Source organism: Streptomyces sp. WZ-12, from assembly GCF_028898845.1.
GTDB lineage: Bacteria > Actinomycetota > Actinomycetes > Streptomycetales > Streptomycetaceae > Streptomyces.
On the sequence record NZ_CP118574.1, the window covers coordinates 4,785,829 to 4,798,755 of the forward strand.

The following is a 12,927-nucleotide window of genomic DNA, read 5'->3' on the forward strand; positions in this document are numbered from 1 at the left end:
GTGGGACCTCTTGACGGGTTACCTGTTGCGTGCTTCGAGTCGTGGCGAGCACGACGCCGCGACGCCGCTTGCGCAGGAGGAAGTACCCATGCCGTCGCCGCTCGCCGGACGCACCGCCGGACCGATCCCGTCCGCCCTGCTCGCCCTGGCCTCCCTCCTGGCGCTGATGGGCGTCGCCGGCCCCGCGGCCGCCGATCCACCGCCAACGGGCACCGACTGGGACCAGATCGCCGCCTGCGAGAGCAGCGGCGACTGGCACTCCAACACAGGCAACGGCTACCACGGCGGCCTCCAGATCTCCCCGTCCACCTGGCGCGCCTACGGCGGCCACCGCTACGCCCCGCGCGCCGACCTCGCCACCCGCGACGAGCAGATCGCCATCGGCGAGCGCATCGCCCAGGACCTCGGCCTGTCCCCGTGGCCCAACTGCGGTCAACACGGCCGCCGTTCGGCCAGCGGCGCCCCCGGCCCCCTCCGCACCGCCACCTACACCGTCCACGCCGGTGACTGCCTCTCCGCGATCGCCCACCGCACCCACGTCCCCGGCGGCCCCTCCGCCCTCTACACCCTCAACAAGGACCGCCTCACCCAGGGCGCCAACCGCATTCACCCGGGACAACAACTGCGCTTGCGGGGCTGAGCGGAAGGCGCGGCCGTCATGGCTGAATCCGGTGGGCGGCCGGGGTGAACGCGGGCGGGTGGCGGCACTTCGGGCTTGGTCGGTCTGCTCGGTGCCGGTAGCAAGACCGCGGGTTTTCCAAGGGTCTTCCAAGGGGCTTTCCCCTCATGAGGGACAGGAACGCGAAGTGAAGAAGACGAGTGGTGAGCAACTGGCGTTCGCCGGGTTTTTCGGGGTGTTGTTGGTGGAGGGCGGGGCGGGGCGACGCCGGCGACGGCGCGGGGAGGCTGGGGGGGACGGGCCGTTCGACGCGGACGGTGACACCCTCGTGAAGTTCTCGTCCGGCTTCGCGTGCGAGGGCCGGGCCCGTTACTGCGTCAACGGCGCCATCAACAGCGGTAACACCAAGGACGCGGGGAACGTCCGGACGAACGGGAATCCCAGTAACAGCGGAAGCCCCGTGAACAACAGCGGGTCCAACAACAGCGGCAACACCGGCACGGGCGCCGCGGCGGCCAGCGCCAACCACATGCAGCGCTTCGGCCCGCTCAGGGCCGGAACGTGAGGATCTTGGCGATGTTGTTGCTGCTGCCCCGCTGCGCACCGTAGACCGTGTTGAGGCTGTTGGTGGAGCCGCTGGCCGTCTCGATGTTCCCGCTGTCGACGGGGTTTCCGTGGTTGAGGAAGTTGTTGCTGTTCTTGCTGTTCTTGCTGTTTCCGCTGTGCACCGGCCCGTTGACGCAGGGGTGTGGTGAACGGTTCACCGGTGACCTGTAGGTGAAGTCGGCGAGACGGTTGTTGCACATCACGCCGGAAACCATGCCGGTGACGGTGCCGAGATCGGCACCCGCCACCGCGGAGAGCAGCGAACCGTCCGGAGCGGGCTGCGCCCGTGCGCTTCCGGTGCCGAACACCACCAGCCCGCATGCCTCGGCGACCGTGCCCGCCTGTGCGCGGCTACCCCAGGGGGTGGCCGGTGGTGGCGTCCACGTGGTCGGGGACCTCCTCGTGCCGGTCGCCGACGGTCGAGGTGCCGGTGGGCTCGAAGAGCAACAGATGGGCGCCGGCGGGGGAATGGGGCCGGTGCTCGATGCCCCGGGGGACGGTGAAGACGGCGCCCTTGGGGAGCCGGACGGTCCGCTCCCCGGCCTCCTCCCGCAACGAGAGGAACAACTCCCCCTCCAGCACCAGGAAGAACTCGTCGGTGTCGTCGTGCGCGTGCCACAGGTGCGCGCCGGCGACCTTGGCGACCCGGACGTCGTAGTCGTTGACCCGGGTGACGATCCGGGGGCTCCACAGCGCGTCGAAGGAGGCCAGCGCCGCCGCGAGATCCTGCGGTTGGTCGGGGTGTGTGCTCATGGGGCGATCTTGTCCCGCCGGGCCGGCCGCCACGAGTGCTAGGAATCGCACATGCCGCAACGATCCTCGCAACCCCGCCACGCCCCGTCCCGTCCGTCCCGTCCGCATCGCGTCGTCGCCCTCGTTGACGAGAACACCAATCCCTTCGAAGTCGGCTGCGCCATCGAGGTGTTCGGCCTCCCGCGCCCCGAAATAGGGCGCCAGCTCTACGACTTCGCGCTCTGCGCGCCCTCCCCGCGGACCGTGATGCGGGACGGCGTCTTCACCCTTGCCGGGGTCGCCGGGCTGGACGCGGCCGACGACGCGGACACCGTGATCGTCCCGCAGCGCCCCGACGTCGAGGTGCCCCGCCGCCCCGCGCTGCTCGACGCCGTCCGCCGGGCCCACGCCCGCGGCGCCCGGCTGCTCAGCTTCTGCACCGGCGCCTTCACCCTCGCCGAGGCGGGCGTCCTCGACGGCCGGCGGGCCGCCACCCACTGGCAGTGGGCCCACGCCTTCCGGGCCCGCTTCCCCGCCGTCCGCCTGGAGACCGACGTGCTGTTCGTCGACGACGGCGACATCCTCACCGCGGCGGGCAGCGCGGCCGCGCTCGACCTGGGACTGCACGTGGTCCGCCGCGACCACGGCGCGGAGATCGCCAATACGGTCAGCCGCCGACTGGTCTTCGCCGCCCATCGGGACGGCGGCCAGCGGCAGTTCGTGGAGCGCCCGGTGCCCCGGGTCCCCGACGCGTCGCTCGCCCCGCTCCTGGCCTGGGCCCAACAACGCCTCGATGCCCCGCTGTCGGTGGCCGACCTGGCCGCCCGCGCCGCGGTCAGCCCGGCCACCCTGCACCGCCGCTTCCGCGCCCAGCTCGGCACCACCCCGCTGGCCTGGCTCACCGCCGAACGGACCGCCCTGGCCTGCCGGTTGATCGAGCGCGGCGAGACCCGCCTCGACGTGGTCGCCCACCGCAGCGGCCTGGGCACAGCGGCCCATCTGCGGGCCCTGATGCGCCGGGAGACCGGGCTGACCCCGTCCGCCTACCGCCGCCGCTTCGGACCGGAGAGTGCGGAAGACCGCACCGTTTCACGTGAAACACGCCGTTTCCCGTGAAACACCGCCCGGACGGTCGTACGACGGGCCCGCCGCCCGGCCCCTAACCTGGAAGCGGAAGCCGGTGAACGTCGATGACCGCTGATCCCGTCACGCTCGCACTCTGCGGCGATGTGATGCTCGGCCGCGGGGTCGACCAGATCCTGCCCTTCCCCGGCGACCCCGAGCTGCGCGAGGCGTATGTCGAGGACGCCCGGGTCTACGCCGGACTGGCCGAGGCGGCGGGCGGCCTGATCCCCCGCCCCGTCGGCTTCCGCTACCCCTGGGGCGAGGCGCTGTCCGTGCTCGACGCCGCCGCGCCCGCCGCCCGGGTGCTCAACCTGGAGACCGCGGTCACCCGGTACGGCACCTTCGCCCCCGGCCGGGAGATCCACTACCGGATGCACCCGGCGAACCTGCCCTGTCTGGCCGCCGCCCGTCCCGACGTCTGCGTGCTGTCCAACAACCACGTCCTGGACTTCGGCCGCGAGGGGCTGGCCGAGACCCTGCGCAGCCTGGCCGCGGTCGGCCTGCGCACGGCGGGCGCCGGTGCCGACGGTGCGGCGGCCCGCAGCCCCGCGGTCGTCCCGCTGCCCGACGGCCGCCGCCTTCTCGTCCTCGGCCTGGGCATGCCGTCCAGCGGCGTCCCCCGCACCTGGGCCGCGACCGCCGGGCACGGCGGCGTCCACTGGGCGGCCGGCCCCTCGCCCGCCACCGCCACCGAGGCCGCCGCCCTGCTCCGCGCCCACAAGCGCCCCGGCGATCTGGCGATGGTCTCGGTGCACTGGGGCTCCAACTGGGGCTACGCCGTCCCCCGTGCCCAGACCGCCTGCGCACGCGCCCTGGTCGACGCCGGCGTGGACCTCGTCCACGGCCACTCCTCGCACCACCCGCGCCCCCTGGAGCTCTACGCCGGCAAGCTCATCCTCCACGGGTGCGGGGACTTCATCGACGACTACGAGGGCATCACCGGCTACGAGCGCTACCGCGACGACCTGCGCCCGCTCTACCTCGCCGCGCTGGAGCCGGACACCGGCCGCCTCGTGGAGCTGCGGATCGTCCCCTTCCGGACCCGTCGGATGCGGCTGTGCCATGTCGGTGCCGAGGACGCCCGCTGGCTCGCCGCCCTCTTCGACCGGCTCGCCCGCGGCTTCGCCCCCGGCGCCCTCGCCCTCGACCCGGCACCGGCCCTGAGCCTCCGGCCGGCCTGAACCGGCCGGCCCACCGGGCCCGTTGGGCCGGCCACCGCTCGCCTACCGCCCGGCGCCCGCCACCGCCGCGGCCAGTGCCAGCACCCGCCGCGCCTCCTCCACGTGCAGGTTCTCCACCATCCGCCCGTCCACGGTGACCACCCCGCGCCCCTCCCGGGCCGCGGCCTCGAACGCGTCGATGGTCCGTCGGGCCCGGGCCACCTCCGCGTCCGCCGGTGCGAACGCCCGGTTGCACGGCTCGATCTGCGACGGGTGGATCAGCGTCTTCCCGTTGAACCCGAACTGCCGCCCCTGGACGCACTCCGCCTCGAACCCGGCCGCGTCCTGGACGTCGTTGAACACCCCGTCCAGGATCGCCTTCCCCGCCTCGCGGGCCGCCAGCAGCGCCAGCGACAGCCCGGTCAACAGCGGCGCCCGGCCCGGCACATGCGCTGCGTGCAGCTCCTTCGCCAGGTCGTTGGTGCCCATCACCAGCACCGTCAGCCGCTCGCTCGCCCCGGCCACCGCCTGGGCGTCCAGCATCGCCCGCGGGGTCTCCACCATCGCCCAGATCGCGGTGCGGTCCGGCGCCCCGGCCTCCTCCAGCCGCCGCTCGACCTCCCGCACGGTCTGAGCGGACTCCACCTTCGGCACCACCACCGCGTCCGGGCCGGCCTGGGCCGCCGCCCGCAGGTCGTCCGCGAACCAGGGCGTGCCCGGCCCGTTGACGCGGATGGTGACCTCCCGGCCGCCGTACCCGCCGGCGGCCACCGCCGCCGCGACCCGCTCCCGCGCCGCCTCCTTGGCGTCCGGCGCGACCGCGTCCTCCAGGTCCAGGATCAGCCCGTCCGCCGGCAGCGACGCCGCCTTCGCCAGCGCCCGTTCGTTGGCGCCCGGCATGTACAGCACCGACCGCCGCGCCCGCACCGTGCCCTCGTAGCCCTCGTCAGCCACGGACCCGCTCCCCTTCTCCGCCGCCCGCCGCCGCGTACGCGTCCCGCAGTTCGGGGTCGCGCGCCGCCAGCGCCTCGGCGAGCTCCTGCACCACCCGGCACTGCTTGACCGTGGCGTCGTCCTGCATCTTCCCGTCGATCATCACCGCACCGGTGCCGTCGCCCATCTCCGCGATGACCCGGCGCGCCCAGGCGACCTCCGTCGGCGCCGGCGAGAAGACCTTCTTCGCGATCCCGATCTGCACCGGGTGCAGGCTCCACGCCCCCACGCACCCCAGCAGGAACGCATTGCGGAACTGGTCCTCGCAGGCCACGGTGTCCTTGATGTCGCCGAACGGCCCGTAGTACGGCAGGATTCCGTGCGCCGCGCAGGCGTCGACCATCCGCGCGATCGTGTAGTGCCACAGGTCCTGCTGGAACACCGCCCGCGGCCCGTCCGCCGCCCCTGGCCGGGGGTCCTCCCGCACCACGTAGTCGGGGTGGCCGCCGCCGACCCGCGTCGTCTTCATCCGCCGGCTGGCCGCCAGGTCCGCCGGTCCCAGGGACATCCCCTGCATCCGCGGGCTCGCCCCGGCGATCTCCTCCACACTGGCGACCCCGCGCGGCGTCTCCAGGATGGCGTGCAGCAGGATCGGCCGCCGCACCCCCGCCTTCGCCTCCACCTGCGCCACCAGCCGGTCGACGTAGTGGATGTCCTCGGCGCCCTCCACCTTCGGCACCATGATCACGTCCAGCTTGTCGCCGATCTCGGTGACCAGCGTCAGCAGATCGTCCAACGCCCAGGGCGAATCGAGGCTGTTGATCCGCGTCCACAGTTGCGTGGCACCGAAGTCGGTCCCGCGCGCGACCTCGACCAGCCCGGCCCGCGCCGCCTCCTTGCGGTCTGCCGCGACCGCGTCCTCCAGGTTGCCCAGCAGCACATCGACGTCCGGCGCGAGGGCCGGCACCTTGGCCGCCATCCGCGGATTGCCCGGATCGAAGAAGTGGATCATCCGCGACGGCCGGAACGGTACCTCCCGGACCGGCTCCGGAGCCCCCACGGCCAACGGACGGAAGAAGTCCTTCGGAGAGCGCACCCTGCCTCCCAACGCACCGACCACCCGACCCGCCACCCGGAGCCGGCCAACGGCGCACACTCTAGGCCCGCCGCCCCCCGCTTGTTACCGCGCAGTATGTGTGCCGTTGATCACGAATGGTGAGGGGTTGTTGGGTTGAGCGTCGCGCAAAGGGTGTCCCGTGCTTCGTGGAGTGTTCAAGACTAGGCACGCGCAAAGCGCAGTTGTGGGTGGTCGCTCGGTCTCTCTCGTCCGGAGTGGTGACGAATAGGGCAAGGCGGTTGCCTGCGCCGGGGTAGTGCATGGCGCCTCAATGCTTCAACCGCCGGTCCGCGTATGCGTATACGAATCCTGACGGTGAGTGATGTTCTGGGGCCCCCGTAATGAGTTAAAGCGCGTGTTCGATCAATACTGGGCGGCGCAGGGGAATATCAAGCCAGATGCCGTCGGCGCTCTTGTCTTCCTGCGTCGCAGCGGCAGCATGGCTGGCCTCCATTGAGTAGGGCGTGTCTGCGTCGCGCCGGGAAACAGTCGGGGGTAGTGATGAATCAAGTGTGGCCGCAATCCACCTTCCTGGGACGGTTGCAGGGCAGCACTCTGGAAGACCTCATGCGTCATGGAACCCGCATCGCGTATCCCACTCACCGGCCGCTTCTTCAGCAGGGTGACGAGAGTCGGCACGTTCTGCTGCTTACCCGCGGTGTGGTCAAGGTGGTCGCCAGTGCGGAGAGCGGGTACGAGATGCTGCTCGCGGTCCGCGTGGGAGGTGACCTCGTCGGCGAGATGGCCGCGTTCGAAGGGCGTCCTCGCTCCGGAACCGTCGTCGCCTGCAGCGAAGTATCCGCCCGGATCATCCAGTTGAGGGACTTGGAAGACTTCCTCGTGCGTCATCCCGACGCGATGCGGGCCATGTTGGCCATGCTGAGCGCCCGGCTGCGGTGGGCAAACCAGCGCCGCATCGACTTCCGCGCCTATGACTCCTCCACTCGTCTCGCCAGGGTGCTGGTGGAATTGACTCAGACCTATGGGCACCCGACGCCGGAAAAGGTCGGAAAGCGACACGAGATCGGCCTATCGCTCAATCAGTCGGAATTGGCGTCGCTCGCGGGTGTGGCCCTGCCGACGGCGGAGAGGGCGCTGGCGTCGCTCTCTCAACTCGGACTAGTCGAGCGCAGTTACAGAAGGTTGTTGATCCTTGACGTACCGAAACTTCTGTCTTTCGCCAAAGTAGTTGAGTGAATCCCATAGAGATAGGGAATCCGTTGGTGCCGGCTCTCCTAACCTCTCTGGCGACACCTCATCAGAGGTGCCGTTAGAGAGAGGAATGGCCGAGTGGCCGAGTGGGCCGGGTTCCGTCCCTGTACGTGCATCGCCGTTGATGCGCAGGGGTACGGGGGGAACAACGATCGTAGGCAGTCAGAAATCCAGCACGACCTTCCGCGGATTCTTTACCGTGCGGCGAGTGGCACGGGACTGGACCGCTCGCAGTGGCAGATCCAACCCAAAGGGGATGAAGAACTCGCTGTCCGACCGATGGACGGCACGGAACCGCGTTTGGTGGACGACTTCGTGCGGCACCTCGTCTCGGAACTACGTGAGTACAACGGACTCCGTGTCCAGTCCGCCCGGATGAGGCTACGAGCTGCCATCCACCAAGGGCCCGTGGAACTAGCCGACAACGGATTTGCCGGATCGACGGTGGTGGCGACCGCTCGGATGCTCGGTTCCCGGCACCTGTACACCGCCCTGAAGGCGCATGAGTCCGCCGACCTCGCCCTTCTGCTTTCCGACGACGTATACCGGTCCACGGTGGCCGGTGGCCACACCACCGTGACCCCTGGTGACTTCCGGCGTGTCATGGTCCAAGAGAAGGAGTACGAGGCCGCCGCCTGGCTCCAGGTGCCCGGATGCGACGTGGGCGGTCTTCGCTCCGAGGTCGGGACGACGGAAGAGTCACGCTCCGGTCCCGACAATAACTCGGAGGCTCGCCACGGTTATTGGGGCGAGCAGGTCAACGTCAACCACTTCACTGCTCCCGTGGACCTGCGTGGCGGTGTGGTGGGTTTCGGGAGCGCCGGTGGCTGACGACGCCGAGGTCCCGGACCTCAGCGAAGTTCCTTCAGCCGATCGGGACGAGGAGGACGTGCAGCCGCAAGAGGCGCGCCGCTCGAAGGCGGCAACGGACCGCGATGCCGACTGGAGCCCGAGCGCCCGGCACGATGAGCGAGAGGAGGACGGCCGGGGATACGACGACCTCAGCCGCGTCCTGAGCCAACGGGTGTCCAACAACTTCTACGGGCCGGTGGCGGCGTCCGACGCCACCTTCGGCTTTGGGCCGGCCGCGACTCCAGGACTGGCTCCAGGGTTCGTGGCGCCCGAAGAGGTCGACGGGGCACTGCGTTTCTTCCTTCCTCCGCAGCCGTGCTTCGACGAGGCGCTCGCCAAGCTTGGCGCGGCCCACATCGTGGTCTTGGCGGGTCCGGAGAGCAGCGGGCGGGGCGCCGGCTCATTCGCTCTGCTCAGAGAGGTGTTGGGGCAGGACATCGGTCTGCGCAGCCTTTCTCCCGCCAATTCGCTGGCGGAACTTGCGACTCAAGGGGCCACCAAGTCGCACCAGGCTTACGTGATCCTCGACTACGTCGGTGAGATGAACGTCGACGCGGTGCAGACGTTCGAGATCCGCAAGCTGAGCGAGGAACTGCGGCGCAGCAACTCCTATCTGGTGATCACTGCTGCCGAGGGCATACGGAGACGGCTGGCGCTGAAGGACTATTGCGTGCAGTGGCACGCTCCGGATCCGCTGGAGCTACTGGACCACTGCCGGCGCACGGTCCCCTTGGTAGACCTTTCGCCTGATGTCGCAGCGGAGCTGGAGCGCCGGATCGCGGTCCTGCGCCGTCCGGCGGAGATCGTCGATGCGGTCACTCAGTTGCGCGTCGGCCCCGAGGCCGTGCTGGAGCGGCTCCGGGACAACGAGAGGGAGACCGTCCGGAATTGGTTCGAGCAGGAGCCGCCGGCCGGCGACCTGCTTCCGCTGGCGGCCCTTGCTTTCCTGGAGGGGATACCGGAACGGGTCTTCGAGATGCAGTCCTTCCAGCTCAGCGTGCAGGTGCGGGATTGGGAACAGATCGAGGCGCCGCGCGAAGCAGAGCCAGAAGGCGCGGGAGCGGTGCCGTTGCGCGGTGTGACCTTCACACAGACGCGAGTGAAGTGGAAGGAACAGGCCACCAGCCTCATCACCACCGAGTGGCGCCCAGGACCGGGCCAGGACCCCAGTCGTAGCGAGCGTCGTATCCTCTTCGGCTCGCCCCGGATCCGCGCGCTCGTCATCGCCGAACTGCACGACCTCTACGGCTACGAACTCTGGTATCCACTGCGACAGTGGCTGACCCACCTCTCGGAGTTCGGAGACCTGGACGTCCGCACTGAAGTGGCCAAGGGCATCGCTCTCTACGCCCGGCATGCGCTCGCCGAAGTAGACGAGTATCTGCTGCAGGTGTGGTCCGACGGGGTAGCCGCGCAACGGGTGACCGCCGCGCTCACGCTCCAACTCATGTCTGAGGACGAACACCTGGCGCCCCAGGCGCTGAACCTTGCGTTGAGCTGGGCGGATCGCAGCGGTGCGGGCCGTGCCGTCACGACTGCTATGGCGCTGACCGGAACGCTTGGGGCGCTCTACCGCCTCGAAGCCCTCAACTGGCTCTGGTTCTTGGCCCATCGTCAGGAACGGGTGGCTTCCGCGGCACGCCGGTCGATGGTTCTGTTGCTGCAGACCGCGGAACAGGATCCGGAACGTGCCCTGTTCACGCTCCGCTATGTGCGCACTCAGATCGCCGCTACTGCTCCGCGGTCGCGGAAACGTGCCGTCGCGTTGCGCACCACCACTCAACTGCTCCAAGCGGAAAAGCTGGAGGGCGTGGGCACGCTTGCGGCGGAGCTTCTCCGACTCGTGCCGGGCAGCGCCCGTCACCTCGGCTCGCTGTGGGTCAACGTCCTGCTCAGTGTTTTTCGCCGTGGAGCGGTGGTCGCCCTCTGCCGGACCTTGACGGCTTTGCGTAACGACCCCTCGGTCGCCGGCACCGTGGCGACGCTGGGCGAGGCGATGCGCGACGGGATGACCGCCCGACAGTGGAACAAGCTGAGCAACGACGTGTCCAACGCACTCAAGCACCCCGACTACGCGATCCCCGGCGCCCGCCAGTTGGCCGTCGTGCTTCTCGGATCGCTGGGGTGATAGCCGGTGGCGGCAGCTGATGCATCGCCCCTCCTCCCCCTCCCACCCCCCTCCCTTCCAATAAGGAGGCCAAAGAAAGTGAACTATCCAGTGGTCGCCGAGCACGTGCTGGGCACCGTGCAGGGCAGCTGGTGGACGCGGCGTCGCCGCCGCGGCGACATGCCCGTACTGCCGCCGGGAGCGGTCTATGTCCTGAGGGTCGGCGGCAATTACCGCCAATTCCCGGAAGGCATGGTGTTCGACCCGTCCCATCCCGACGTGCTCGACGCCTCTTCCGTCAGCCTGGTGGACACCAGGGCGCGCATCGTGGAGGTTGAGCGCATCGTGCCGTCGGTGAGCGAGGCCGACAACTTCACGATCAGTGCTTCGTTCGCCTGCCAGGTCACTGACCCCACGATCGTCGCTCGACAGGGGACCGTCGACGTCGTAGTGCCGCTGCGTGCGTACCTGGCGGTGGACAGCGAACTGCCCCAGGTGAGCGCGGGCCACCGCGTGGAGGAGATCAACTCCGTGCGTCGGGAGGTGACCCACCGGTTGACCGCCTACAGCGCGATCGTGCCGCCGCGCGTCGCGGGGATGAGCGTCGAGTTCGTGAGCGCCGACGTGCATGCCTCGGACGACCTGCAGAGCTGGGAACGGACCATGCGCGATGAGCGTCGGTCCCAGGAACTCCGCCGTGGGCAACGAGAGTTCGAGACGCAGGACACCTACCGAATAGCCGAGCTGCTTGCCCAAGGGTCGGCCCACGCCGATGCCTTCGGGATCACCAGGGAAGCCATCGACGTGGCCCAGGCCGCCGCCCGGGTCCACCGGGTTGCGGACGAGGAGGCTGGACGCCGCCATCGTGCGGGCGAAGAGGACCGGGCCCACGTTCGTGCCCGGGAGGCGGCGGAGGCGAAGGTGCGCAGCGACATGGTGCTCACCCTGCTGCGTCAGATGGGTGAATCGGGTGACTACATCGACTACCACCAGGCTCTCGACCAGGTGTTGAACGGGAGTGCCGGCGAGCTCTCCTCCGGCGACGGTAACCCCGTGCGCGCCGTGGAGCCCGGGGCACCCGCCGGCCGGGAGACGCCCGGCCGGTCGGGACGTGGCCCGGGCCGGCCGAACGACGATTTCGTCAAGGACGAGGACGATCTCCTTGAGTGATTCCACCACCGCGCGGGCCGTCGCGCGTCTGGAGTTGACGCGACGACTGCGTGGTCTCACCGGTGTCGACGAGACTCTGCTCGCCAGGGTCGGGTACGAACGCAGCAGGTACACGGCGCTCGGCGGGGTGGTACTGGGTACCTCGGTCGTAGCGGCCTTCTCCATGTGGAACTTCGCCACCGAGGCCCTCGGCCGGGCTTCCTTCCTGGCCGTGATCCCGACCTTGATCTGGATGCTCTTCATCCTCAACCTGGATCGCTGGCTCGTCACTCCTCAGCCGAACGCCCGGCGCCAGGCGGGGCCCCTGCTGCTCCGTCTGGCTATCGCCCTGGTGCTCGGTGCAGTGGTCGCCGAGCCGTTGGTGCTTCGCATATTCGCCACTGCCGTGGTGGAGCGAGTCACGGACGAACGGAACGGGGAACTCGATGCACTCCGCGGCAACCTGCTGTGGTGCAACCCGGTACCGTCCCAGACGGCTGCGGCGGCGCCGTCCGACTGCCGCCGCTACGTACTGTCCTTCGGGGCTACGCCTGGCGGTCAGTCCGACGAACTCGCCCAGCTACGTGGGGAGTCGGCCGCACTCCAGAAGCGCGTGGACCAGGACAACACCAGCCTGGAAGTTCTCGACACCGATGTGCGGAACGAGTGCCGCCAACTCATCCGTGACGCCGCGAGCGGGCTGTACCAGCGGACATCCGAATGCCTGCGGATGCGCGAGAAGGCGAAGGATTACCGAGCCACGCACCGTACCCAGGAGAACGAGCATCGACTGGCCGCGATGAACGGTCGCGTCTCGGAGCTGGAGGGGAAGGTCACCGCCTCGCGCGGCACTTTCCTCCAGGCCCGTGCCGCTGCCGTCAAGCAGCGTCTCGCAGAGGAACGCGCGAAGCAGAAGGAGATCGGCGTTCTGGAGCGGATGCGGGCGCTGGATGGTCTCGCGAACGGGAACAGCGTGCTGTTCGTCGGCGTATGGCTGGTGAGGGTGCTGTTTGTGCTCCTCGACGCACTGCCGGTGCTGGTTAAGTTTCTGAGTGGCGAAAGTGCCTACGACCGCATGCTGACCACTGCGAGCAACAGCGCGGTCAAGATCCACGATGAGCAGGAGCGGCTTGCGGAACGCCGGGCCATGGCGGACATCGAGATGGCCCGGGACGCCATCGAGCAGGAGGTGCGACGGAGCCGCGCCGAGTCGGAGGCGGGTAACCGTGAGCACACCGCGGCGATGAACATCCGGGTCCGCCAGGCGGTGAAGGCCCTGGAAGAAGAACTACGACGCACCTCGGGCGTCTGACCG

At 69.6% G+C, this 12,927-nt stretch carries 13 protein-coding genes; 9 read left to right on the plus strand and 4 right to left on the minus strand.

Annotated elements, in window-relative coordinates:
* Window positions 1-88: 88 nt before the first annotated feature.
* On the plus strand, window positions 89-640 hold the full coding sequence (locus tag PV796_RS20630) for a LysM peptidoglycan-binding domain-containing protein (RefSeq protein WP_274914778.1): 552 nt from the start codon (window positions 89-91) through the stop codon (window positions 638-640).
* A 166-nt stretch (window positions 641-806) separates the two neighbouring features.
* Window positions 807-1,184 carry a hypothetical protein gene (locus tag PV796_RS20635; protein ID WP_274914780.1) on the plus strand — a complete coding sequence of 126 codons (378 nt, stop codon included), beginning with the start codon at window positions 807-809 and terminating at the stop codon, window positions 1,182-1,184.
* Here PV796_RS20635 and PV796_RS20640 read toward each other — a convergent pair.
* On the minus strand, window positions 1,168-1,533 hold the full coding sequence (locus PV796_RS20640) for a hypothetical protein (RefSeq protein WP_446750694.1): 366 nt from the start codon (window positions 1,531-1,533) through the stop codon (window positions 1,168-1,170). The genes PV796_RS20635 and PV796_RS20640 overlap by 17 nt on opposite strands.
* A 43-nt stretch (window positions 1,534-1,576) precedes the next feature.
* Window positions 1,577-1,978: a cupin domain-containing protein gene (locus tag PV796_RS20645; RefSeq protein WP_274914782.1), complete on the minus strand. Its 402-nt coding sequence runs from the start codon at window positions 1,976-1,978 to the stop codon at window positions 1,577-1,579.
* A gap of 51 nt (window positions 1,979-2,029) precedes the next feature.
* Here PV796_RS20645 and PV796_RS20650 point away from each other — a divergent pair, with 51 nt between their 5' ends.
* Together PV796_RS20650 and PV796_RS20655 are read left to right on the plus strand one after the other, a co-directional pair.
* Complete coding sequence (locus tag PV796_RS20650) at window positions 2,030-3,073, plus strand: helix-turn-helix domain-containing protein (RefSeq protein WP_274914783.1); 1,044 nt, start codon at window positions 2,030-2,032, stop codon at window positions 3,071-3,073.
* A 74-nt stretch (window positions 3,074-3,147) separates the two neighbouring features.
* Entirely contained in the window at window positions 3,148-4,263 is a 1,116-nt protein-coding gene (locus PV796_RS20655) for a CapA family protein (RefSeq protein ID WP_274914784.1), read from the plus strand.
* A 42-nt stretch (window positions 4,264-4,305) separates the two neighbouring features.
* Here PV796_RS20655 and PV796_RS20660 read toward each other — a convergent pair whose 3' ends face one another.
* The gene (locus PV796_RS20660) at window positions 4,306-5,196 is read right to left on the minus strand and encodes an HpcH/HpaI aldolase/citrate lyase family protein (protein ID WP_274914785.1); all 891 of its coding nucleotides are present in this window, start codon (window positions 5,194-5,196) and stop codon (window positions 4,306-4,308) included.
* On the minus strand, window positions 5,189-6,271 hold the full coding sequence (locus PV796_RS20665; protein WP_274914786.1) for an HpcH/HpaI aldolase/citrate lyase family protein: 1,083 nt from the start codon (window positions 6,269-6,271) through the stop codon (window positions 5,189-5,191). Before PV796_RS20665 ends, PV796_RS20660 begins: the two co-directional genes overlap by 8 nt.
* 522 nt (window positions 6,272-6,793) lie before the next feature.
* Here PV796_RS20665 and PV796_RS20670 point away from each other — a divergent pair.
* The 5 genes from PV796_RS20670 to PV796_RS20690 all read left to right on the plus strand — a co-directional run bounded on the left by PV796_RS20670 (window position 6,794) and on the right by PV796_RS20690 (window position 12,924).
* A complete protein-coding gene (locus tag PV796_RS20670; protein WP_274919151.1) occupies window positions 6,794-7,489 on the plus strand; it encodes a Crp/Fnr family transcriptional regulator in 696 nt (231 codons plus the stop codon).
* A gap of 423 nt (window positions 7,490-7,912) precedes the next feature.
* On the plus strand, window positions 7,913-8,335 hold the full coding sequence (locus tag PV796_RS20675; RefSeq protein WP_274914787.1) for a hypothetical protein: 423 nt from the start codon (window positions 7,913-7,915) through the stop codon (window positions 8,333-8,335).
* Window positions 8,328-10,484 (plus strand): hypothetical protein, encoded by a 2,157-nt coding sequence (locus PV796_RS20680; RefSeq protein WP_274914788.1) that lies wholly within the window; start codon window positions 8,328-8,330, stop codon window positions 10,482-10,484. The genes PV796_RS20675 and PV796_RS20680 overlap by 8 nt, the downstream gene beginning before the upstream one ends.
* A 78-nt stretch (window positions 10,485-10,562) precedes the next feature.
* Window positions 10,563-11,633, plus strand: coding sequence for a hypothetical protein (locus PV796_RS20685; RefSeq protein ID WP_274914789.1), 1,071 nt, complete (start codon window positions 10,563-10,565; stop codon window positions 11,631-11,633).
* Entirely contained in the window at window positions 11,626-12,924 is a 1,299-nt protein-coding gene (locus tag PV796_RS20690; RefSeq protein ID WP_274914790.1) for a DUF4407 domain-containing protein, read from the plus strand. Before PV796_RS20685 ends, PV796_RS20690 begins: the two co-directional genes overlap by 8 nt.
* Window positions 12,925-12,927: the final 3 nt, after the last annotated feature.

What these genes read in the sequence shown, in the direction of transcription:
- PV796_RS20630 (WP_274914778.1), top strand. Translation starts at nt 89, where the DNA reads ATGCCGTCGCCGCTCGCCGGACGCACCGCCGGACCGATCCCGTCCGCC.
- PV796_RS20645 (WP_274914782.1), bottom strand. Translation starts at nt 1,978, where the DNA reads ATGAGCACACACCCCGACCAACCGCAGGATCTCGCGGCGGCGCTGGCC.
- PV796_RS20650 (WP_274914783.1), top strand. Translation starts at nt 2,030, where the DNA reads ATGCCGCAACGATCCTCGCAACCCCGCCACGCCCCGTCCCGTCCGTCC.
- PV796_RS20655 (WP_274914784.1), top strand. Translation starts at nt 3,148, where the DNA reads ATGACCGCTGATCCCGTCACGCTCGCACTCTGCGGCGATGTGATGCTC.
- PV796_RS20670 (WP_274919151.1), top strand. Translation starts at nt 6,794, where the DNA reads ATGAATCAAGTGTGGCCGCAATCCACCTTCCTGGGACGGTTGCAGGGC.